This window comes from Pantoea sp. KPR_PJ (assembly GCF_041386365.1).
Classification (GTDB): domain Bacteria; phylum Pseudomonadota; class Gammaproteobacteria; order Enterobacterales; family Enterobacteriaceae; genus Pantoea.
The window spans coordinates 280,687-302,183 of sequence record NZ_JABMIK010000004.1 but is presented as its reverse complement, the minus strand read 5'-3'; the positions used below and the strand labels follow the sequence as shown (position 1 = coordinate 302,183).

General features: G+C 56.3%; 19 protein-coding genes and 1 pseudogene. 11 read left to right on the top strand and 9 right to left on the bottom strand.

All coding sequences use genetic code 11. From position 1 onward, the window contains the following. Nucleotides 1-8: 8 nt before the first annotated feature. Nucleotides 9-737, bottom strand: coding sequence for a gluconate 2-dehydrogenase subunit 3 family protein (locus HP564_RS11960; protein ID WP_371243264.1), 729 nt, complete (start codon nt 735-737; stop codon nt 9-11). A gap of 583 nt (nt 738-1,320) precedes the next feature. On the opposite strand from HP564_RS11960, the gene HP564_RS11955 reads away from it, so the two are divergent. The 3 genes from HP564_RS11955 (at nt 1,321) to HP564_RS11945 (ending at nt 5,862) form a co-directional block, all read left to right on the top strand. Then, nucleotides 1,321-2,892: an ABC transporter substrate-binding protein gene (locus HP564_RS11955; RefSeq protein ID WP_371243262.1), complete on the top strand. Its 1,572-nt coding sequence runs from the start codon at nt 1,321-1,323 to the stop codon at nt 2,890-2,892. A gap of 145 nt (nt 2,893-3,037) precedes the next feature. Beyond that, a complete protein-coding gene (locus tag HP564_RS11950; protein WP_371243260.1) occupies nt 3,038-4,540 on the top strand; it encodes a helicase HerA-like C-terminal domain-containing protein in 1,503 nt (500 codons plus the stop codon). A gap of 41 nt (nt 4,541-4,581) precedes the next feature. Further along, a complete protein-coding gene (locus HP564_RS11945) occupies nt 4,582-5,862 on the top strand; it encodes a DUF445 domain-containing protein (RefSeq protein WP_371243258.1) in 1,281 nt (426 codons plus the stop codon). Between the two features lie 83 nt (nt 5,863-5,945). Here the strand turns inward: HP564_RS11945 and HP564_RS11940 are convergent, their stop codons facing one another. The 4 genes and pseudogenes from HP564_RS11940 to lptF form a co-directional block, all read right to left on the bottom strand. Next, nucleotides 5,946-6,134: a hypothetical protein gene (locus HP564_RS11940; RefSeq protein ID WP_371243256.1), complete on the bottom strand. Its 189-nt coding sequence runs from the start codon at nt 6,132-6,134 to the stop codon at nt 5,946-5,948. A 50-nt stretch (nt 6,135-6,184) separates the two neighbouring features. Continuing rightward, nucleotides 6,185-6,367, bottom strand: a pseudogene (locus HP564_RS11935) (Rpn family recombination-promoting nuclease/putative transposase); the annotation flags it as partial. Nucleotides 6,368-6,453: 86 nt separating this feature from the next. Continuing rightward, a complete protein-coding gene (lptG, locus tag HP564_RS11930) occupies nt 6,454-7,530 on the bottom strand; it encodes an LPS export ABC transporter permease LptG (RefSeq protein ID WP_371243254.1) in 1,077 nt (358 codons plus the stop codon). Then, a complete protein-coding gene (lptF, locus tag HP564_RS11925) occupies nt 7,530-8,630 on the bottom strand; it encodes an LPS export ABC transporter permease LptF (RefSeq protein WP_371243252.1) in 1,101 nt (366 codons plus the stop codon). The genes lptG and lptF overlap by 1 nt, the downstream gene beginning before the upstream one ends. Nucleotides 8,631-8,887: 257 nt before the next feature. Here lptF and pepA point away from each other — a divergent pair, with 257 nt between their 5' ends. From pepA to HP564_RS11905, 4 genes are all read left to right on the top strand, one after another. After that, nucleotides 8,888-10,399 (top strand): leucyl aminopeptidase, encoded by a 1,512-nt coding sequence (gene pepA / locus HP564_RS11920; RefSeq protein WP_371243250.1) that lies wholly within the window; start codon nt 8,888-8,890, stop codon nt 10,397-10,399. 135 nt (nt 10,400-10,534) lie between these two features. Continuing rightward, on the top strand, nt 10,535-10,993 hold the full coding sequence (locus tag HP564_RS11915) for a DNA polymerase III subunit chi (protein WP_371243248.1): 459 nt from the start codon (nt 10,535-10,537) through the stop codon (nt 10,991-10,993). Between the two features lie 5 nt (nt 10,994-10,998). Next, entirely contained in the window at nt 10,999-13,854 is a 2,856-nt protein-coding gene (locus HP564_RS11910; RefSeq protein ID WP_371243246.1) for a valine--tRNA ligase, read from the top strand. A gap of 71 nt (nt 13,855-13,925) precedes the next feature. After that, a complete protein-coding gene (locus HP564_RS11905; protein WP_371243244.1) occupies nt 13,926-14,432 on the top strand; it encodes a GNAT family N-acetyltransferase in 507 nt (168 codons plus the stop codon). On the opposite strand, the gene HP564_RS11900 is transcribed toward HP564_RS11905, so the two are convergent. From HP564_RS11900 to rraB, 4 genes are all read right to left on the bottom strand, one after another. Beyond that, complete coding sequence (locus HP564_RS11900) at nt 14,427-15,212, bottom strand: histidine phosphatase family protein (protein WP_371243242.1); 786 nt, start codon at nt 15,210-15,212, stop codon at nt 14,427-14,429. The genes HP564_RS11905 and HP564_RS11900 overlap by 6 nt on opposite strands. Before the next feature lie 10 nt (nt 15,213-15,222). After that, complete coding sequence (locus HP564_RS11895; RefSeq protein ID WP_371243240.1) at nt 15,223-16,554, bottom strand: OprD family outer membrane porin; 1,332 nt, start codon at nt 16,552-16,554, stop codon at nt 15,223-15,225. Nucleotides 16,555-16,942: 388 nt separating this feature from the next. Then, a complete protein-coding gene (locus tag HP564_RS11890) occupies nt 16,943-17,704 on the bottom strand; it encodes a tRNA-(ms[2]io[6]A)-hydroxylase (protein ID WP_371243238.1) in 762 nt (253 codons plus the stop codon). 56 nt (nt 17,705-17,760) lie between these two features. Further along, the gene (gene rraB, locus HP564_RS11885; protein ID WP_371243236.1) at nt 17,761-18,189 is read right to left on the bottom strand and encodes a ribonuclease E inhibitor RraB; all 429 of its coding nucleotides are present in this window, start codon (nt 18,187-18,189) and stop codon (nt 17,761-17,763) included. Between the two features lie 163 nt (nt 18,190-18,352). Between rraB and argF the strand changes: the two genes are divergently transcribed. The 4 genes from argF to ridA all read left to right on the top strand — a co-directional run bounded on the left by argF (nt 18,353) and on the right by ridA (nt 21,462). Next, the gene (gene argF, locus HP564_RS11880) at nt 18,353-19,360 is read left to right on the top strand and encodes an ornithine carbamoyltransferase (RefSeq protein WP_371243234.1); all 1,008 of its coding nucleotides are present in this window, start codon (nt 18,353-18,355) and stop codon (nt 19,358-19,360) included. Between the two features lie 224 nt (nt 19,361-19,584). After that, the gene (gene pyrB / locus HP564_RS11875) at nt 19,585-20,520 is read left to right on the top strand and encodes an aspartate carbamoyltransferase (RefSeq protein ID WP_371243232.1); all 936 of its coding nucleotides are present in this window, start codon (nt 19,585-19,587) and stop codon (nt 20,518-20,520) included. A gap of 12 nt (nt 20,521-20,532) precedes the next feature. Then, the gene (gene pyrI / locus HP564_RS11870; RefSeq protein ID WP_371243230.1) at nt 20,533-20,994 is read left to right on the top strand and encodes an aspartate carbamoyltransferase regulatory subunit; all 462 of its coding nucleotides are present in this window, start codon (nt 20,533-20,535) and stop codon (nt 20,992-20,994) included. Nucleotides 20,995-21,075: 81 nt separating this feature from the next. Further along, the gene (ridA, locus tag HP564_RS11865; protein WP_371243228.1) at nt 21,076-21,462 is read left to right on the top strand and encodes a 2-iminobutanoate/2-iminopropanoate deaminase; all 387 of its coding nucleotides are present in this window, start codon (nt 21,076-21,078) and stop codon (nt 21,460-21,462) included. Nucleotides 21,463-21,497 lie beyond the last annotated feature (35 nt).

The following is a 21,497-nucleotide window of genomic DNA, read 5'->3' as shown; positions in this document are numbered from 1 at the left end:
CAACGCCGTTAAGCGCGTTCACCCAAAAGGCTGACCGGTCCCAGCGGATAGGGCACGTTATGCTGCTTCACCCATTCGGTGAAGCTGGCGCGCGCGCCGGGAAAGCCGATGGCGATCCAGGCTTTCATGCCCTTATTGCCGCCATACATCGGATCCGCGAGATAACCGTGTTTAGTATCTGAGAGCAGCTGGCTGAAGAACTGTGACGCTTTCATATTGCCTTCGCCTAGCGCAGCGAAGTCGATGCCGTTTTTGTTGAGTCTGGTCAACACGTCATCTTTCTCTTCCAGCGTGAGCTGATGAAACGACTTGCTGTAGGTGGTCTGTACCCAGTCAGTCACCAGCTTGATCGCGGTGTGGTACATCTGCTGCGGTGTGAACGGGATCTGGTAGCCGAAGGTGGCGTCCGCGTGCACATTGAACGGGCCCTGCATGTAGATTTCATCGCCGAACTCGCTGGTTTGCAGCTGCTGGTCGATAAAGATCGGCACGTTGGTCTCCAGCGCGCCGGGCGCCTTGCCTTTACCGCCTGCCGGGATCAGGCGATCGGTCGCGGCCAGAATAAACTGCCACTCATCCGCGCTGAAGAAGCCCGGTTTATAATCGGCCAGATCAGGCGCGGCCATTTCCGCTGCCTGCGCCGCAGTCAGTCCTTTTAAAACCAGATCGCTTAATGGCAATGCCAGTAAAGACCCGAGCAAAAACTTTCGTCTGGTGGTGGGTTTTTCAAGAAGCATAGCCGCACGACTCTCACTTGCTATAGAAGTAATATATTTGTTAAACACAAATCTTATCGGTTATTTCCGCGGCAATATTAGGGATATAGATATGTCTGGATGTAACAATTAAAGTCAGGGTGTGTTTTAGTGAAAAATTATCATCGTGTTATTAAATGGTTGCGTATCGGTAACAGGTGTTAGCCACTGTAATTTTGTTTAAAACCACATAATCGCGGATTATTTCCCCGCAATTTTTATGCGCAGCGCCTGTTTTATTTTCGTATCGTGACAGTCGCATTAAATAATCAATGAAAAAAAATCATACTTCCATACCAGGCTAGTTTCCTGATGCTTAATGCAGCATGGACGGTTATTACGCCGTACATGAAAAACAGGAGAGGCCAAGGGCGGTAAACGGACAGTGCTGTTGCCCGCGTAAACAAAAACAGATTAATTTATTTCGCTAACAGTCGCCTGATGCGTTAAGGCCTGGCTGAAAGCCCGGACGATTTTTTTATGCAAAGCTCATAACAAAGCAGCATTTTGACGCCGGGACGCGCCGGATAGAGTAGGCGTATCAACCACTCAGGATAGATCTCCTATGCGACATGTTTTGCTCTTGCTTGCAGCCGCGCTGACCCTGGCGCCAGCGGTGCACGCCAGCACGCCAAAAGAAACGCTGGTAATCGCCGTGCCGCTTGATGGCATCATCAGTTTTGATCCGGCCGAAAGTTTTGAAACGGTCAGCAACAGCAGCCTGCGTAATGTTTACCAGACGCTGGCTGAGCCGGATGAAAACGATCCGCAAAAACTCTCACCGCTGCTGGCACATAGCTGGCAGCCGGGCACCACGCCGCACAGCCTGATCTTTAACCTCAACCCTGACGCGCATTTCGCCAGCGGTAATCCGGTGACGGCGCAGGATGTGGTCTTCTCCCTGACGCGCGCGGTGAAACTGAATAAAGCGCCCTCTTTTATCCTCGCCGAGTTTGGCTGGACGCCAGCGAATGTGGACAGCCAGTTTACGGTGATCAATGAGCATCAGCTGGAGATCCGCTGGCCTGCACAGATCGGACAGGATCTGGCACTGCGCCTGCTGACCGCGCCGGTTGGTTCAGTTGTCGACAGCAAAACCGCATTACAGCACGCCGCCAGTAACGACACCGGCAACGGCTGGCTCAAAACTCACTCAGCGGGCAGCGGTGCCTTCGCCATCAAACAGTTTGTGCCGTTACAGGCGCTGCTGCTGGAAGCCAACCCGCATGCAAATCCACCGCCGCACCTGAAACGCGTGCTGCTGAAAGGCGTGTCCGATCCCGGCACGCGTCGTCTGCTGGTGCAGCAGGGTGACGTTGATGTCGCCTACCAGCTCGGCCCCGATCAGATTGCAGCCCTGAAAAACGATGCCGGCGTGCGTATCGACACCTTCCCGTCGACCCTGATTTATTATCTCGGCTTCAACACCAAAGACGCGAAACAGCCCGCGCTCGGCAATCCGGCGCTGTGGCAGGCGGCACGCTGGCTGGTAGACTATGACGCGATTGCCAGTCAGCTGCTGAAAGGTCAGTATCGCATTCACCAGAGCTTTTTACCGGATGGCTTTGACGGCGCGCTCAATACCACACCGTTTCATTACGACACAGAAAAGGCAAAAGCAGTGCTGAAGCGTGGCGGTATTGCCCCTGGCACGCATATCGCCCTGACGGTGATCAATCAGCCCCCCTATATCGACGTGGCACAGGCATTACAGGCCAGCTTTGCCAAAGCGGACATCAGCCTTGATATTCAGCCGGTGGCGGAGTCGGAACTGTGGAGCAAAATGCGCGGCCGTGATTTCCAGTCGATCTTTATCTACTGGGGCGCGGACTATATTGACCCTAACACCAATGCCAGCGCCTTCGCCTTTAACGTCCCTGGTGGGCCTAAAACGCTGGCGTGGCGCGTCGGCTGGGAGATCCCCGAGCTGAGCGCTGAGACGCGTAAGGCGGCAGGCGAAAGCGACGCAACGCAGCGCCGTGCGCTCTACACCCACCTGCAAACCGAACTGCAGCAGAATTCGCCGTATGTGACCATTTTGCAAGGTGCACAGCAGGTGGCGGTGCGTAAGAACCTCAGCAACGTCAGGCAGGGTATCGGCGTCAGCATGCTGCTGCTGGATAAGGTAGAGAAGTAATCTTCTCGCGCTGCGCGTGAAAGCAATGCCGCGCGCAGCCCCCTGCCGGTGCGACTCTCCCGCCGCCGTATCAGCACAAACCTCTCTCCTTAACCCGCACCGCTTGCTATTCTACAGGCATGACCTTTTGCCAGAGAGTGCCACTATGACTGCCCCGCTACTTATTGCCCAGACGCCCGACGTAAAACTACATTTGCTGCCTGCTATGGCCAACCGCCACGGTTTGATTACCGGCGCGACCGGCACCGGCAAAACCGTTACGCTGCAAAAGCTGGCAGAGTCCTTTTCCATGACGGGCGTGCCGGTGTTTATGGCGGACGTCAAAGGCGATCTGACCGGCGTGGCTGCAGAGAGCGCAGGCGGTGAGAAACTGCTGGCGCGGCTGGCAAAAATTGGCGTCAGTGACTGGCAGCCGCAGCGAAGCCCCGTTGTGCTGTGGGATGTGTTTGGCGAACAGGGCCACCCGTTGCGCGCCACCGTTTCCGATCTCGGCCCGCTGCTGCTGGCGCGGCTGCTTAATCTTAATGAGATCCAGAGCGGCGTGTTGCAGATCATCTTTCGCATTGCCGATGACCAGGGATTACTGCTGCTCGATTTCAAAGATCTGCGCGCCATGACGCACTATATTGGCGAAAACGCCAAAAGCTTTCAGACGCAGTACGGCAACATTAACAGCGCCTCGGTGGGGGCAATTCAGCGTGGGCTGCTGGCGCTCGAGCAGCAGGGTGCGGAACACTTTTTTGGCGAGCCGATGCTCGATATTCGCGATCTGATGCGCGTTGACGGCGACGGTAAAGGCGTTATCAACATCCTTGCGGCCGATAAGCTCTGTCAGCAGCCGAAGCTCTATGCCACCAGCCTGCTGTGGCTGCTGTCGGAGCTCTATGAACACCTGCCGGAAGCGGGCGATCTGGAAAAGCCAAAGATGGTGTTCTTCTTTGACGAGGCGCATCTGCTGTTTAACGACGCGCCGCCGGTGCTGCTGGAGAAAGTTGAGCAGGTCATCCGCCTGATCCGTTCTAAAGGCGTTGGCGTCTGGTTTGTTACCCAGAATCCTGCCGACGTTCCCGATAGCGTGCTGGGCCAGCTCGGCAACCGCGTCCAGCATGCGCTGCGCGCCTTTACGCCGAAAGACCAGAAGGCCGTGAAGAGCGCGGCTGAAACGCTGCGCAGTAACCCTGCCATCAATACCGTTGAAGCGATCCAGGCGCTGGGCACCGGCGAAGCGCTGATCTCTTTTCTTGATGAAAAAGGCAGCCCGTCTGTCGTCGAGCGCGCCATGGTGATTGCGCCCGGCTCGCGTATGGGACCGGTCAGCCCTGATGAACGCAACGGTCTCATCAACCACTCGCCGCTGTCGGGAAAATATGATGAGGAGATCGACCGCGAATCCGCCTTTGAGATGCTGCATCAGAAGGTGCAAAGCGCCAGCGAGCAGGCGAGTGCGCCGCAGGCGAAAGGCAATAGTGTCGACGTGGACAGCGGCATTCTCGGCGGTCTGAAAGAGGTGTTGTTTGGCCATACCGGCCCGCGCGGCGGTAAACATGACGGCATCGTGCAGAGCGTGGCAAAAAGCGCTACGCGCCAGATTGCCAACCAGATTATTCGTGGCGTACTGGGCAATCTGCTGGGGGGCCGTCGTCGCTGAGGCTATTTCCGCAGCGGTTTGGCCTCTGCTAAGCTGTGTGCATGGACAAATTACGTGAACTAAAACGGACCAAACGTCTGGCGCTGAGCCTGCTGCTGCTGGCCGCCGCGACCTTTATCGTCACACTTTTTCTGCCGCCTGGCTTCTGGGTCAGCGGCGTAAAAGCCATTGCTGAAGCGGCGATGGTGGGTGCACTGGCCGACTGGTTCGCCGTGGTGGCGCTTTTTCGCCGCGTGCCGGTGCCGTTTGTCTCCCGCCATACGGCGATTATTCCCCGCAATAAAGACCGCATCGGCGACAATCTTGGCCGTTTCGTACAGGAAAAATTCCTTGATACCGACTCGCTGCTGGCGCTGATTCGCCGTCACGATCCGGCGCAGATGCTGGCGCAGTGGCTTAACGCGCCGGGCAACGCTGACCGCATCGGGCGTCACCTGCTACAGGTGATGCGCGGCTTTCTTGACCTGACTGACGATGCGCGCATTCAGTCTTTTATGCGGCGCGCGGTGCATCGCGCCATCGATAAAGTTGATCTTTCACAGACCAGCGCGGTGCTGCTGGAGAGCCTGACAAAAAATAACCGCCATCAGGAGCTGCTGGACGCGGCGATAGCGCAGCTATTACGCCTGCTGCATAAACCCGCGACGCGTGATTTTATCGCCCTGCAGATTGTGCGCTGGCTGAAGCGCGAACACCCCCTCAAAGCGAAAGTACTGCCGACCGAATGGCTGGGTGAGCACAGTGCCGAACTGGTCGCTAATGCGGTAGATTCTGTGCTGGACGATGTGGCAGCCGATCAGGGCCACGAGCTGCGTCTCGGCTTCAATCGTGCGGTGGATCGGCTGATTGAGAAGCTGAAACACGATCCTGACATGGCCGCTCGCGCCGAAGAGATCAAACGCTGGATTAAAGAGGATGCTTCGCTCAACCGCTACATTGGCGAGCTGTGGAACGATCTGCGCGCCTGGCTGAAAGCGGATCTGAACAGCGAAGAGTCGCGCGTGCAGGAGAAGGTACGTCTGGCAGCGCTGTGGCTGGGCGAAAACCTGGCGCGCGACGATGCGCTGCGTGCCTCGATGAATCGCCATCTGGAAGATGCCGCCCGCAGCGTTGCGCCCGAGTTTGCGGCTTTTCTGACGCGTCACATTAGCGATACCGTGAAGAGCTGGGACGCGCGCGATATGTCGCAGCAGATTGAGCTAAATATCGGCAAGGATTTACAGTTCATCCGCATCAATGGCACGCTGGTTGGCGGCACGATTGGGCTAATTCTCTATCTGCTGTCGCAGCTTCCGGCGCTGTGGCCGCTGCTGGTGCGTTAACAGGTTTTGCTTTACAGACAGAACCCGCCTCTGAAGCGGGTCTGTTTACCAGGCCGGAGTAGACAAACGGCGGCGGCAGAGAGTTAGCTGACGCTGATGTGGGCCAGCTCTTCCTCTGTCAGCCCTGTGGCCTGCAGGATCGTCTTGCGTGGCATCTTCATCAACAGCAGAGTGCGTGCGACGTCAAGCCGCCCTTCCAGCATGCCTTCGATCCGCCCTTTCAGCATGCCCTCTTTATGGCCTTCCTGCTTCAGTTGTTCTGCGATCGTCATCAGTGCGTCCTCCTGTTGCGGTATGCGCTGTGCCAGTGTGCGGACAAAGCAAGATCGCAGACGGCAAGCAGTTCGGCAGGCAGATGAATCTGCATAAAGTCGCGCGCCACATCCGGATGGCTGAGAACGTGCCGAAAGGTTGCATCGTGCGGGGTTGGCGTGCTGTTTTCTTCATCTTTCCTGACGCTGAAAAAACATGCGCAGAGCCTGACACAGATGAAAACAGCCGTCATTAGCGAGACCGGTAACGGCGAGTAGCGGAAAGCCTGTTATGAGAAAAAGGCCGCAAAATGCGGCCTTTATGTGCAGGAGGAAGCGTTTAACGCCGCTTAATGAGCAAAAACAGGCTGATAGCGAAGAACGCAGCGCTGGGCAGGATAGCGCCCATAACCGGCGGCAGTCCATAGACCAGACTGAGTGGGCCAAAGATCTGGTCCAGTACGTAGAACAGGAAGCCGAAACTGATGCCGGTGACCACGCGCACGCCCATTGACACGCTGCGCAGCGGACCAAAAATAAACGACAGCGCCATCAGCATCATCACCGCCACCGACAGCGGCTGGAAAATCTTGCTCCACATATTGAGCCGGTAGCGTCCCGACTCCTGGCCGCTCTGCGTCAGGTATTTGCTGTAGTTATAGAGGCCGCGAATGGACAGCGCATCCGGATCAAGCGCCACCACGCCGAGCTTGTCTGGCGTCAGGCTGGTTTTCCATTCGCCGCTCAGGCTCTGTGAACCGCTGATTTGCTTCGGATCGTTCAAATCGGACTCATCAACCTGCGTCAGCTTCCAGCGCTTACTTGTTTGATCCCAGGTGGCACTGGCCGCATAGCGCACGCTTTTCAGGCGACGGTCATCGTTGAAGTTGTAGATGCTTACACCGTCGAGCTGATTATCGCCGCGCACGCGTTCGATATAGATGAAGTTATTGCCATCCTTTGCCCACAGGCCATTTTGCGTAGAGACCAGCGCGCCACCGTAGAGCTGCGCCGCGCGATAGTTGCGCGCCATCTGCTCACCCGCTGGGGCCAGAAACTCGCCAATGGCCATGGTCAACAGCACCAGTGGAATTGCGGTTTTCATTACCGACAGGGCAACCTGCATACGGGTAAACCCCGCCGCCTGCATGACCACCAGCTCGCTGCGCTGCGCCAGCGTGCCAAGGCCCAGCAGCGCACCCAGCAGCGCCGCCATCGGGAAGAAGATCTCAATGTCTTTCGGCACGCTGAGCAGCGTGTAGTAACCGGCCGCGAGCGCGGTATAGGCACCCTGCCCGGTTTTGCGTAGCTGATCAACAAACTTGATGATGCCCGAGAGTGACACCAGCATGAACAGCGTCAGCATGATGGTGTTGAATATCGTTTTACCGATATAACGGTCGAGAACGCGAAACATCAGACGGACCCTCCGCGGCTGAAGCGGGCGCGTACGCGGCGCATCGGCACCGTATCCCACAGGTTAAGCGCCACGGCCAGCAGCAGATAGCCGATATTCACCGCCCACATCCAGACTGCCGGATCGAGTCGCCCTTTTGCCGCATTTGACTTCAGGGAGCTTTGCAGCAGGAAGAAGATCAGATAGAGCAGCATAGCAGGCAGCATCGACAGCACGCGGCCCTGACGCGGATTGACCACGCTAAGCGGCACCACCATCAGCGCCATAATCAGCACCGAAAAGATCAGCGTCAGACGCCAGTGCAGTTCCGAGCGGAACGCGGGCGTATCGTTGCTGAGCAGCGTAGTAAGACCAGACTGCTCGGCGTCATTCGGATCGAGCGTTGCCTCTTTATAGCCCACCAGCGCCTGATAATGGGTGAAATCGGTGATACGGAAATCACGCAGCATCGCGGTGCCCTCAAATCGTGTGCCCTTATCCAGGGTGACGACCTGAGAACCGTCTTTACGCTGCTCCATATGCCCGCTGTCCGCCAGCACAACCGACGGACGCGCGTTGCCTTTGGTGCGCAGCTGCGCCAGGAACACGTTGCCGAACTGGTTGCCCTTGACGTTTTCAATGAACAGCACCGAATTGCCGTCGCTGGAGCTCTGGAATTGCCCCGCCGCCAGCGCCGCTGCTCCCGGGTTGGCTTTGGCATTTTGCGTCACCTCGTCCTGATAACGCGAGGACCAGGGGCCAAGCCAGATGACATTCACCGCCGCCACAATCGAGGTAAAGAGCATCAGTATCATTGCGGCCTTTACCAGCACGCCTTTGCTTAATCCGCAGGCGTGCATGACGGTGATTTCGCTGTCGGTATAAAGCTTGCCCAGCGTCATCAGAATCGCCAGAAACAGGCTTAACGGCAGGATAAGTTGTGCCATTTCAGGCACGCCGAGCCCTAACAGAGTCAGAACAAGATTTGTTGGGATTTCGCCGTCCACCGCAGCCCCTAAAATCCGCACTAACTTCTGACAAAAGAAGATAAGTAGCAGGATAAAAAGGATAGCCAGCTGGCTTTTGAGCGTTTCCCGAACCAGATATCTAATGATGATCACGCTTAGTACGCCTGTGATAACTTGTCTTTTTGCAGGAAAATCGCTAGTTTCAACGCTTATTAGCCATTTTTCTTCATCAACAGCCAGTGTCGCAGCTAAAATGGTATGACAAACGCGTTAGGGTGGTGAAAATTAATGCATTGCCACACTAAACGTAGCGCGAACGTTGATTACCAACAAACTTTTTGCCCATATGGTAACAAGCGGACCATTCTAGCGGCAGCGGCGGCTGTTGTCTTTAAGATTCAGGAGAGTGCATGGAGTTCAGTGTAAAAAGCGGAAGCCCGGAAAAACAGCGCAGTGCCTGCATTGTTGTCGGTGTTTTCGAGCCGCGTCGTCTGTCGCCGATCGCCGAACAATTAGATAAAATTAGCGATGGCTACATCAGCGCCCTGCTGCGCCGCGGCGAACTGGAAGGCAAAGTGGGCCAGACGCTGCTGCTGCATCACGTGCCCAATATTCTTTCCGAGCGCATTCTGCTGATTGGCTGCGGCAAGGAGCGCGAACTGGATGAGCGCCAGTACAAGCAGGTTATTCAGAAAACCATCAATACGCTGAATGACACCGGATCGATGGAGGCTGTCTGCTTCCTGACCGAACTGCACGTGAAAAGCCGCAATACCTACTGGAAAGTGCGCCAGGCAGTCGAAACCTCCAAAGAAGCGCTTTATAACTTCGATCAGCTGAAAAGCAATAAAACGGAGCCGCGCCGTCCGCTGCGCAAGCTGGTGTTTAACGTGCCGACCCGTCGCGAGCTGACCAGCGGCGAGCGCGCCATCCAGCACGGTCTGGCGGTTGCTGCGGGCGTGAAGGCCGCGAAAGACCTCGGCAATATGCCGCCTAATATCTGCAATCCCGCCTACCTCGCCTCGCAGGCACGCCAGCTGGCCGATGCCTACAGCCAGAACGTCACCACGCGCGTCATCGGCGAACAGCAGATGAAAGAGCTGGGCATGAACGCCTACCTCGCCGTGGGCGCCGGCTCGCAGAACGAGTCGCTGATGTCGGTCATTGAGTATAAAGGCCATCCTGATAAAGAGGCGCGCCCTGTTGTGCTGGTAGGTAAAGGCCTGACCTTCGACTCCGGCGGTATCTCTATTAAGCCTGCCGACTCGATGGACGAGATGAAGTATGACATGTGCGGTGCAGCCTCGGTCTATGGCGTGATGCGCATGGTGGCCGAGCTAAACCTGCCGCTTAACGTGGTGGGCGTACTGGCCGGCTGTGAAAATATGCCCGACGGCCGCTCAATGCGTCCGGGTGATGTGCTGACAACCATGTCGGGTCAGACGGTAGAAGTGCTGAATACCGATGCGGAAGGCCGTCTGGTGCTGTGTGACGCCCTGACCTACGTTGAGCGCTTCGATCCTGAAGTGGTCATCGACGTGGCGACGCTGACCGGTGCCTGCGTTATCGCGCTGGGCCATCACGTCAGCGGTCTGCTGTCGAATCATAATCCGCTGGCGCACGAGCTGATCGGCGCGTCTGAACAGTCTGGCGACCGCGCCTGGCGTCTGCCGATGGCGGATGAGTACCAGGAGCAGCTGGAATCCAACTTCGCGGACATGGCCAACATCGGCGGTCGTCCCGGTGGCGCTATCACTGCCGCCTGCTTCCTGGCGCGCTTTGCGCGTAAATATAACTGGGCGCATCTGGATATTGCGGGTACCGCCTGGCGCTCGGGCAAGGCCAAAGGCGCAACCGGCCGTCCGGTGCCGATGCTGTCGCAGTTCCTGCTGAATCGTGCCGGTCTTAACGGCGACGACTAAGCTTCGCTGCGCGCCGCTCTGCAAGGCGGCGCGCATTGATTAATACCACCACCGACGCCATATCAACCTCATCGGGAAGTGCGACCGCGCGCCTTAGCTGGTAATATCCTCATCTCTCACCCACAAGGCCTTTCCATGAAAAACGCAACTTTCTACGTAATGGAATCGGACGTGCACAGCGATGAGCTGAGCGCTATTGAGGCGCTGGTGTGCGATCTGGCGGAAACGCGCTGGCGGGCGGGCAAACGTATTTTGATCGCCTGTGAAAACGAGCAGCAGGCCATTCGTCTCGATGAGGCGCTCTGGCAGCGTCCGGCTAACGCTTTCGTGCCACATAATCTGGCAGGCGAAGGTCCGCGCTACGGCGCGCCGGTCGAGCTGGCCTGGCCGCAGCGCCGCGGCAGCTCGCCGCGCGATTTGCTGATCAGCCTGCTGCCGCAGTTTGCAGATTTTGCTACTGCTTTCCATGAAGTGATAGACTTCGTACCCTACGAAGAGTCTCAGAAACAGCTGGCGCGCGACCGCTATAAAGCGTACCGCAGCGTTGGTTTCCAATTGAATACGGCCACGCCGCCGCAGCCGCAAACGACATAGCAGAAATGGAAAAAACATATAACCCGCAAGACATCGAGCAGCCGCTTTACGAGCACTGGGAAGAGCAAGGCTATTTCAAGCCTAACGGCGACACCAGCCAGGAAAGCTTCTGCATCATGATCCCGCCGCCGAACGTCACCGGCAGCCTGCATATGGGTCACGCCTTCCAGCAGACCATTATGGACACCATGATCCGCTACCAGCGCATGCAGGGCAAAAACACGCTGTGGCAGGCGGGTACTGACCATGCGGGTATCGCCACCCAGATGGTCGTCGAGCGTAAAATTGCCGCTGAAGAGGGCAAAACGCGCCAGGACTACGGTCGCGACGCCTTCATCGACAAAATCTGGCAGTGGAAGGCAGAATCAGGCGGCACCATTACCCGCCAGATGCGCCGCCTTGGCAACTCCGTGGACTGGGAGCGCGAGCGCTTCACCATGGATGAAGGCCTGTCTAATGCCGTGAAAGAGGTGTTTGTTCGCCTCTATAAAGAGAACCTGATCTACCGCGGCAAGCGCCTGGTTAACTGGGATCCGAAGCTACGCACCGCTATCTCCGATCTGGAAGTGGAAAACCGCGAGAGCAAAGGCTCAATGTGGCACATCCGCTATCCGCTGGCGGACGGTGTAAAAACCGCTGAAGGCCACGATTATCTGGTGGTTGCGACCACGCGTCCGGAAACCCTGCTGGGCGATACCGGCGTGGCAGTTAACCCGGAAGATCCGCGTTACAAAGATCTGATCGGCAAAGAGGTGATCCTGCCGCTGGTCAATCGCCGCATCCCGATCGTCGGCGACGAACACGCTGATATGGAGAAAGGCACCGGCTGCGTGAAAATCACCCCGGCGCACGACTTCAACGACTATGAAGTTGGCCGTCGTCACAAGCTGCCGATGATCAACATCCTGACCTTTGATGGCGATATCCGCGAACGTGCCCAGGTGTATGACACCAATGGCGAAGTCAGCGACGCCTGCTCCGATGAGATCCCGGCACAGTTCCAGAAAATGGAGCGCTTTGCCGCGCGTAAGGCGATCGTTGCCGCCGTGGACGAGCTGGGTCTGCTGGATGAGATCAAACCCCACGACCTGACCGTTCCTTACGGCGATCGCGGCGGCGTGGTGATTGAGCCGATGCTGACCGATCAGTGGTACGTGCGTACCGCACCGCTGGCGAAAGTGGCGGTTGAAGCGGTCGAAAACGGTGATATCCAGTTCGTACCGAAGCAGTATGAAAACATGTATTTCTCCTGGATGCGTGATATTCAGGACTGGTGTATCTCGCGTCAGCTGTGGTGGGGTCACCGCATTCCGGCATGGTACGACAATGACGGCAACGTCTATGTTGGCCGCACCGAAGAGGAAGTGCGTAGCGAGAATAACCTGAGCGCAGACGTTGCGCTGCGTCAGGATGACGACGTGCTCGACACCTGGTTCTCCTCTGGCCTGTGGACTTTCTCTACGCTGGGCTGGCCGGAAAACACCGAGGCGCTGCGCACCTTCCACCCGACCAGCGTGCTGGTAAGCGGCTTCGACATCATCTTCTTCTGGATTGCCCGCATGATCATGCTGACCATGCACTTCATCAAAGATGAGAATGGCAAACCGCAGGTGCCGTTCAAGACCGTCTATATGACCGGTCTGATCCGCGACGAAGAAGGCCAGAAGATGTCGAAATCCAAGGGTAACGTGATTGACCCGCTGGATATGGTTGACGGCATCTCGCTGGACGATCTGCTGGAGAAACGCACCGGCAATATGATGCAGCCGCAGCTGGCGGAGAAGATCCGCAAGCGCACTGAGAAGCAGTTCCCGAACGGTATCGAGCCGTCAGGCACCGATGCGCTGCGCTTTACTCTGGCAGCGCTGGCCTCAACCGGTCGCGATATCAACTGGGATATGAAGCGCCTTGAGGGCTACCGCAACTTCTGTAACAAACTGTGGAACGCCAGCCGCTTCGTGCTGATGAACACCGAAGATCAGGATTGCGGTCAGAACGGCGGTGAGATGACGCTGTCGCTGGCGGATCGCTGGATCCTCGCCGAGTTCAACAGCACCGTGAAAGCGTACCGCGAAGCGCTGGACAGTTATCGCTTCGACATCGCGGCAAATATCCTTTATGACTTCACCTGGAACCAGTTCTGCGACTGGTATCTGGAGCTGACCAAGCCAGTGATGAACAACGGCAGTGAAGCAGAACTGCGCGGCACGCGTAATACGCTGGTAACGGTGCTGGAAGCGCTGCTGCGTCTCGCCCACCCGATCATTCCGTTTATCACCGAGACCATCTGGCAGCGTGTGAAAGTGCTGAAAAACATCAGCGACGACACCATCATGCTGCAACCTTTCCCGCAGTACGACGCGGCGAAAGAAGATGCGGAAGCGATGGCGGACATTGAGTGGATGAAACAGGCGATCGTTGCGGTGCGTAATATTCGTGCCGAGATGAACATTGCCCTGAGCAAGCCGCTCGACGTGCTGCTGCGCGACTGTTCTCCGGCGGCGCTGCGTCGCGTGGAGCAGAACCGTAACTTCCTGTCGCGCCTGGCGCGTCTGGAGAGCCTGACCGTTCTGCCTGCTGGCGAAAAAGGTCCGGTGTCCGTGACGAAAATCGTTGAAGGTGCCGAGCTGCTGATCCCGATGGCTGGTCTGGTCGACAAAGCCGCAGAGCTGGAGCGTCTGGCAAAAGAGCTGGGCAAACTTGACGTTGAAATTGAAAAGATTCAGGTCAAGCTGGCGAATGAAGGCTTTGTGGCGCGTGCGCCAGAAGCCGTCGTAGCGAAAGAGCGCGAGCGCATGAGCGAACTGGAACAGTCAAAAGCAAAACTGATTGAACAACAGGCTGTGATTGCGGCATTGTAATCGTCTGAGTCTGACAGCTTAAAAATCAAAGCCGGGCTTGCCCGGCTTTATTATTTTAACCGGAAAAGATTATGACGACCTCCACCTTGCGGCTTGCGCTTGCGCTTCGCCCCATCAGCGCGACCGACAATCCTCATATCGCGCGGGTGATCCGCACCGTCTCGGCCGAGTTCGGCCTGACCGCGGATAAAGGCTATACCGTCGCCGATCCGCAGCTCGACAGCCTGTATGAACTCTATAGCGCGGAGCACAGCGCCTACTGGGTTGTCGAGCATCAGGGAAAGGTGATGGGCGGCGGCGGTATCGCCCCGCTCGCCTGTAGCGCACCCGACATCTGTGAGCTGCAAAAGATGTATTTCCTGCCGGACGTGCGCGGCTTTGGCGTGGCGCGCGAGCTGGCCCTGCGTGCCATGGCGCATGCGCGCCAGCACGGTTTTCGCCGCTGCTATCTGGAGACTACCGGCAGCTTAACGCGTGCGATCAAACTCTATGAGTCGCTGGGTTTTGCGCGCATCGACAATGCGCTCGGCTGTACCGGTCACGGCGACTGTGAAGTACGAATGCTGCGCGTTTTATGAGCCGCCGTTGATATAGCTCTGGTCATCGACCGCCTCAATAACGAATTTACCCGCGTCGGTATAGCGCAGGCGGGTCACGCTGGCATTAGCGAGCGGGTGATCCAGCGAGGTATCGCCGAGCGCATAGATAAGTGAAGCGATCGCCATACCGTGCGTGACGACCAGCACATTGCCGCCGCCCTGCTGCTGCGCCTGTTTCGCAATCTCGGTCAGGCTGTTGACCATACGCGACGACACCTGTTGATAGCTTTCAGCCTGACCTGCGGATTTGATGCCTTTAAGTGATGAGGTGCCGGTCGCCTCAGCCTGTTGAACGGCGTTAATCATACGATCGATGTGAATCTTCCCGCCGCGAAAAGCGTTCATCAACGCCTCCTCCGATGCGAAGCCAGCCTGGCGCGCGGCATCGCTCCACATGTTCCTGTCCAGATCGCCCTCATACAAGCCAAACCCCACTTCCCGCAGTCCCTTGAGTTCTTGTAGCGGCAGGGGTGTTTTCCACGGCTGCATAATCAGCTGTGCGGTTTCTCTTGCTCTACCCGCATCGCTGGACCAGACGGCGATAAAGGGAGTGTTTCGCAGACCCTTTCCCAGTCTCAGCGCCACCTCAGCGCCCGCCGGGGTCAGGGGGGTGTCCGCCCATCCCTGCGCCCGGTGAACGCTGTTAAACATCGTTTTACCGTGCCGCGTCACGTAGAGAGTGACATCGGCGGCAACGCCCTGGATGCAGTTGAACCCGGTTAATATCAGCAATAGCAGCAAGCTAATGATTTTATTCATGACTCTTTCCTTAATTAAATAAGTTGAAGTTATATTCGATGCCTATCTCCGCCGCCAGGCAGGGCGAACGCATATATTTCCCCTGTGCGTTAAGCAGCGGCGTCTCTTTATTATTCTTATATGACCAGCCATAGCTTAATAGCGTAAAGACAGACAGATTATTCAGGCTGGGATGGGGCGCATGAAGATGATTAATCCATCCAATTTCGCCCGTTCGCACGCTGTTATTACGATAGTTAAATTGCCCATAGTTAATTTGCAGGCCAGTGAATACCCCCTTCCTCATTTCATATTCAGTGAGCGAAACCAGCGCCAACTCTCTGTTGCGGGTATAATCTTTTCCTGCCGACGTCAGCGAATTAAAGCGACCACGGGTATTTTTGGTTATCGGTCGGGCGTAATACCCTGTGGCATTATGTTTAGCTGCCGACGTCCAGGCGACGGCCACTTTTTGCGTCAGGCTCTCCTGCTGCCATTGCAGTTCGCCGACATAGTGCCAGGCGCGTTTATCAAATTCTCTTTTACTGGCCGGCATACTTTTATAATTATCCAGCGCTTCGCTACCATAAATCTGCGAGGAGAAACGCCAGTGCGGCGAAAAGGCATAGCGGCCCTCAATCACATGGCGGCGCTGATAATGCCGGGCTTCGCCATAGCTATAGGCAAGCTGAGCCTGTGAGCCTGGCCAGGTGAGCCCCCCGGTCAGAACGGCCGGGATCGTTTGTTTATTACTGGTTTGCAGCGGCTGACTTTTCGGCGAATCGTGGCGGATCCCCCGTGTGATATAAGCCGCATCTAACCTGAGCGCCTGTCCACTTAGCGTCGCGCTGTAACCCAGATAACTGTTACGAGACAGCCTGTTAGTCGTGGTCAGTACGCCGAAATCTTTTAGCTCCTGCCATCCGGCTTTCGCCTGCAATTTCAGGTCATTCTCATCCAGCTTTATCTTCAGATAACGCTGACCAAATTTGCTGAAGCCATGCGCGTCAGCCCGCTTTCTGTTTCCGCCTGCATCATAAAGCAGGCCGCGTGAGGCGAAATAGTCGCTGGCACCCAACCTGATCGCTCGGGTATAGCTGGCGTCAAACCCGAACACCTGCCACAAATAGCCGGAGCGAAAATTCAGCGTCGCCGACTGTCCCCACGCATTGTGAACGGCTTTCGGCTGCGCCTCGTTCTCTTTTAAATATTTCCAGTGATTGCGTAACCTGAGATCGACATGCGTATCGTCCAGAAAAGGATTATCCTTCCAGGGTCGCGACGCATTAACTGTTTTCGCCTGAGCGGGTTGCAGAGATAATAGTAACGGAATCATTAAGGAAATAATAAGCCTGGCGTGCATTTTCACTCCTTGAATTATTAACAGGTACGAACAGAGACGTCCCTGGGGATGAGGAATATCCGTCCCCCCCTGTCCAGATGACGCTCTACTGCGCCAGAAGCAAAAAAAACCTGACCCACAGGCCGCATTCTGACAACGCGGCGCTGATGAATCAGGTTTTGCTTTATAAATAACAATCCTAATAGCGAAAAATATACTCGCCCTGCGGGGAAAAACCAGAAAGCAAAGAAAATTTCGTGAGGTGAACCGCAAAATAAATAGCAGGCGCGCAGGATAAGCCGCTTTATTCTGTTATTTAATTAACGGTAATTGTTATTTGCTCACTTATTTATTTCACGCGCCTCTTTATTTTACTGCGCCCTGAAAGTAGCGGCGCACCTCATACCCGTTACCAGGCTGGCACGCCGCTGTGAAAACGTAATTCGCTATCCGGCTCGCTGATCAGCCTTGCCTCAGCCTCCCCAATCGCCCTGACGCGTGGCGCAATATCCCCTGGTGCGATCTCAGCCGCCAGCGCCAGATAATCCTGGTAGTGGCGCGCTTCTGAGCGCAGCAGCGAGATATAAAACCGTGCCAGCTCTGCATCAAGACAGGGCGCCAGGCTGGCAAAGCGTTCGCAGGAACGTGCCTCAATGTAGGCTCCGCAAATCAGTTTATCGATCAGCGTATCTGGCTCGTGTGTGGTGATTTCGCGCAGCAGCCCTTTTGCATAGCGGCTTGACGTAATTTTCTCATAGGCGATGCCGCGCGCCTGCATAATCTCCCATACCTGATAAAAGTGGTGCAGCTCCTCTTTAATCAGCAGCACCATTTTCTCGACCAGGTTGTCAGCCCAGGGCAGTTCGTTGCGCACGATGATGCTTTTGGTCAGGTTCTTGTGGGCGCGAATAAACTGGCTGTCGGGCTGCTCACGGAAGATAAAATCTTCATAAGGCTTCAGCCAGGCGAGAATCGCCTCGCCGCTCGGCTTGTCGGCAACATATTTACGGATCAGCCAGGTCGCCGTCTGCGCCGCTTTCAGTTCGCAGACCAGATGGTCGGTCAGCAGCAGCGTCAGGTTTTCAGGTTTACACGCCTCGTCAATCCAGGCCTGCGGCGTGCGGCAAAGAAGAAACTGATGGACAGGTTCAAGCAGCGGTGCGTAGTTCATATCGGTTCAGAAAGCAGAAGTGCAACAGGGCGGAGCGCGCGGCTCCGCCAGCAAAATCAGTGGCGTACGCCAGTGTCTTCGTCGTCGTCGATAACGTCGCCGTCATCTTCATCGTCTTCATCTTCAGCGTCTGGATCTTCAAAGTAGGTGCCCCAGCCGTCATAGTCGACGTTGTATTTGCCTACCAGGTTAATCAGCTGCTCAACCTGCGCGTCAATCAGCTCAGGCTTCAGGGCAGATTCACTGAGAATATCGACGCACATCACCGTGGTGCCGTCCTCCAGTTCGAGCTCTTCCGGCTCGGTGACTTCGTAGCCCAGCTTGAATGCGTCAACCGCTGCTTTTTCCAGCGAGTCAAAGTTGTTGCAGGAGAGATGGTGCTCAATGGTATAGAGCGCATCGGGATCGCTGCCATCTTCCAGCAGCTCTTCAATGATCTGGCGCGTCTCTTCACGCTGCTCTTCCAGCAATGCTTCATATGCCATGGCGAATTCCCCTCAGTGTTCGGCAATAAACAACTATTTTCCCACACTGCCCGGCGCGCCACTACTCAAAACGGAAAGTTTCTTTGCGTCGGGGTTGAAAATGAATAATCATACGTTTAAATTGAATTTTCATTCAACATGGATGGATGCACTGGAGACTGTTATGAGTCAGCTTTTTCAACGCCACTTCCTTCGGCTACTCGATTTTACCCCGGCCGACATTACTGCCTTACTCAACCTCGCTGCTGAATTAAAACGCGCTAAGAAAAATGGCAGCGAAACCCAGCACCTGAAAGGTAAAAATATCGCGCTCATCTTCGAAAAAGACTCGACCCGTACCCGATGCTCTTTCGAAGTTGCCGCTTACGACCAGGGCGCTAACGTCACCTATCTCGGCCCGAGCGGTAGCCAGATTGGTCATAAAGAGTCGATGAAAGATACCGCACGCGTGCTGGGCCGCCTGTATGACGGCATCCAGTATCGCGGCTACGGGCAGTCGCTGGTCGAGACGCTGGCGGAATGTGCTGGCGTGCCGGTGTGGAACGGCCTGACCACTGAATTTCACCCTACACAGCTGCTGGCCGATCTGCTTACCATGCAGGAACACCTGCCGGGCAAAACGCTCAATGAAATGACGCTGGTCTATGTTGGCGACGCGCGCAACAACATGGGCAACAGCATGCTGGAAGCCGCAGCGGTCACCGGTCTGGATCTGCGTCTGGTGGCGCCTAAAGGCTGCTGGCCGGAGGATGAACTGGTCGAAGCGTGTCGCCAGGCGGCACAAAAAACCGGCGGTAAAATTACCCTGACCGAAGAGATTGCCGAAGGCGTTAAGGGCGCGGACTTTATCTACACCGATGTCTGGGTTTCCATGGGTGAAGCCAAAGCCGTCTGGGAAGAGCGCATCGCCCTACTGCGTGGCTACCAGGTCAATCAGGCGATGCTTCAGCTGACCGGCAATCCGCAGGTAAAGTTCCTGCATTGCCTGCCCGCTTTTCATGACGATCAGACCACGCTGGGCCGTGAAATGGCCGAGCAGTACGGCCTGCATAACGGCATGGAAGTCAGTGACGAGGTGTTTGAATCCGAGCACAGCATCGTTTTCGACCAGGCGGAAAACCGCATGCATACCATCAAGGCCGTGATGGTGGCTACGCTAAGCCAGGCGTAAGGCGCCGCAAACGTTTTCCCTTGATGCAAATTGCCGGACGCGTATAATGCGCCCCAGTTTGCCGGGAGGAAGCATGCTACAGCGCAGCGTAAACATTCACGCGACATCACGCCTGACCGCAGGCGGCGCATCTGTTTTTTTCCGTCATCCAACCGATCCTAAAAAAAGCCCCTTAATCAGGGGCTTTTTTTTGTCCGCAATTCGGCAGCGCAGAGAGGCGAACTATGGCTAACCCGTTATATCGCAAGCATATTATTTCTATTAACGATCTCAGCCGCGATGAGCTGGAGCAGGTGCTGCATACCGCCGCACAGCTCAAAGCCCGGCCGCAACCGGAGCTGCTGAAGCATAAGGTAATCGCCAGTTGCTTCTTTGAGGCCTCGACGCGCACGCGCCTGTCGTTTGAAACGGCGATCCATCGCCTGGGGGCCTCGGTGGTCGGCTTTGCTGACGGCAGCAACACCTCGCTCGGCAAAAAGGGCGAAACCCTGGCGGATACCCTCTCCGTGATCGGCACCTACGTCGATGCCATTGTAATGCGTCATCCCCAGGAGGGCGCAGCGCGGCTCGCCACCGAATTTTCCGGCGGCGTGCCAGTCCTGAATGCAGGCGACGGCGCGAATCAGCATCCGACGCAGACGCTGCTCGATCTCTTTACCATCCGCGAGACGCAGAGCCGCCTCGACAACCTGAACATTGCCATGGTGGGCGATCTGAAATATGGCCGCACCGTACACTCCCTGACGCAGGCGCTGGCGAAATTTAACGGTAACCGTTTTTACTTTATCGCGCCCGACGCGCTGGCCATGCCAGCCTATATCACCGATACGCTCGACGAGCGCGGCATTGCCTGGTCGCGCCACGCCGCTATTGATGAGGTTATTCCGCACGCCGACATTCTGTATATGACGCGCGTGCAGAAAGAGCGCCTCGACCCGTCGGAGTATGCCAACGTAAAAGCGCAGTTTATCCTGCGCGCCGCCGATCTGGCCGACGCTCGCGACAATATGAAAGTGCTGCATCCGCTGCCGCGCGTCGATGAAATCGCCACCGACGTGGATAGCACCCCCTATGCCTGGTATTTCCAGCAGGCGGGCAACGGCATTTATGCGCGTCAGGCTCTGCTGGCGCTGGTCCTCAATAGCGAACTGGATCTGTAAGGAGCAATAGCCATGCATGACAACAAATTACAGGTAGAAGCCATTAAGCGCGGCACGGTTATCGACCATATTCCGGCGCAGGTTGGGTTTAAGCTGCTGTCGCTATTCCGTCTGACTGAAACCGATCAGCGCATTACTATCGGCCTCAACCTCCCCTCCGGCGAGATGGGCCGCAAAGATCTGATCAAGATCGAGAACACCTTTCTCACCGAAGATCAGATTAATCAGCTGGCGGTTTACGCGCCGCATGCCACGGTTAACCGCATTGATGAGTATGAAGTGGTGGCCAAAATTGCGCCCGCCCTGCCGGATCGCATTGAGCGTGTACTGACCTGCCCAAATGGCAACTGCATTAGCCGCAGCGAACCGGTCTTCTCCAGCTTTGCGGTAAAAAAGCGCGATGAAGAGGTCATGCTGACCTGTAAATATTGCGAGAAAGCCTTCGCACATCACGTTGTTCTCGGTCACTGGTAATCGCTCCGCCCCTCCCTATAATGGGGCGATATTTCTCGCCAGCGGTGTTTTCTGCCGCTGCGTCACCCTTAAGGAGCAAGTATGTCTCGCGAAATCAGTACGGATAAGGCACCCGCGGCAATCGGTCCCTATGTGCAGGGCGTCGATCTGGGCAGCATGATCATTACCTCTGGTCAGATCCCGGTCGATCCGGCTACCGGTGCGGTGGCAGACGACGTGTCTGCTCAGGCGCGTCAGTCGCTGGAAAATGTTAAAGCGATTGTAGAAGCGGCAGGTTTGCAGGTAGGCGATATTGTTAAAACCACCGTTTTCGTCAAAGATCTCAACGACTTTGCGATCGTTAACGCCACCTACGAAGCTTTCTTCACCGAGCACAATGCCAGCTTTCCGGCGCGTTCTTGCGTAGAAGTGGCGCGTCTGCCGAAGGATGTCAAAATCGAAATCGAAGCGATCGCGCTGCGTCGCTAGTTCTCCCGCGCGCTGCCCGGCAGCGCGCGTCCCCC

Coding starts and splice junctions, on each gene's coding strand:
- pyrB (WP_371243232.1), top strand. CDS start 19,585: ATGGCTAACCCGTTATATCGCAAGCATATTATTTCTATTAACGATCTC.
- pepA (WP_371243250.1), top strand. CDS start 8,888: ATGGAGTTCAGTGTAAAAAGCGGAAGCCCGGAAAAACAGCGCAGTGCC.
- ridA (WP_371243228.1), top strand. CDS start 21,076: ATGTCTCGCGAAATCAGTACGGATAAGGCACCCGCGGCAATCGGTCCC.
- lptG (WP_371243254.1), bottom strand. CDS start 7,530: ATGTTTCGCGTTCTCGACCGTTATATCGGTAAAACGATATTCAACACC.
- HP564_RS11960 (WP_371243264.1), bottom strand. CDS start 737: ATGCTTCTTGAAAAACCCACCACCAGACGAAAGTTTTTGCTCGGGTCT.
- HP564_RS11910 (WP_371243246.1), top strand. CDS start 10,999: ATGGAAAAAACATATAACCCGCAAGACATCGAGCAGCCGCTTTACGAG.
- HP564_RS11945 (WP_371243258.1), top strand. CDS start 4,582: ATGGACAAATTACGTGAACTAAAACGGACCAAACGTCTGGCGCTGAGC.
- HP564_RS11900 (WP_371243242.1), bottom strand. CDS start 15,212: ATGAATAAAATCATTAGCTTGCTGCTATTGCTGATATTAACCGGGTTC.
- argF (WP_371243234.1), top strand. CDS start 18,353: ATGAGTCAGCTTTTTCAACGCCACTTCCTTCGGCTACTCGATTTTACC.
- HP564_RS11915 (WP_371243248.1), top strand. CDS start 10,535: ATGAAAAACGCAACTTTCTACGTAATGGAATCGGACGTGCACAGCGAT.
- HP564_RS11955 (WP_371243262.1), top strand. CDS start 1,321: ATGCGACATGTTTTGCTCTTGCTTGCAGCCGCGCTGACCCTGGCGCCA.
- HP564_RS11950 (WP_371243260.1), top strand. CDS start 3,038: ATGACTGCCCCGCTACTTATTGCCCAGACGCCCGACGTAAAACTACAT.
- HP564_RS11905 (WP_371243244.1), top strand. CDS start 13,926: ATGACGACCTCCACCTTGCGGCTTGCGCTTGCGCTTCGCCCCATCAGC.
- pyrI (WP_371243230.1), top strand. CDS start 20,533: ATGCATGACAACAAATTACAGGTAGAAGCCATTAAGCGCGGCACGGTT.
- HP564_RS11940 (WP_371243256.1), bottom strand. CDS start 6,134: ATGACGATCGCAGAACAACTGAAGCAGGAAGGCCATAAAGAGGGCATG.
- HP564_RS11890 (WP_371243238.1), bottom strand. CDS start 17,704: ATGAACTACGCACCGCTGCTTGAACCTGTCCATCAGTTTCTTCTTTGC.
- HP564_RS11895 (WP_371243240.1), bottom strand. CDS start 16,554: ATGCACGCCAGGCTTATTATTTCCTTAATGATTCCGTTACTATTATCT.
- rraB (WP_371243236.1), bottom strand. CDS start 18,189: ATGGCATATGAAGCATTGCTGGAAGAGCAGCGTGAAGAGACGCGCCAG.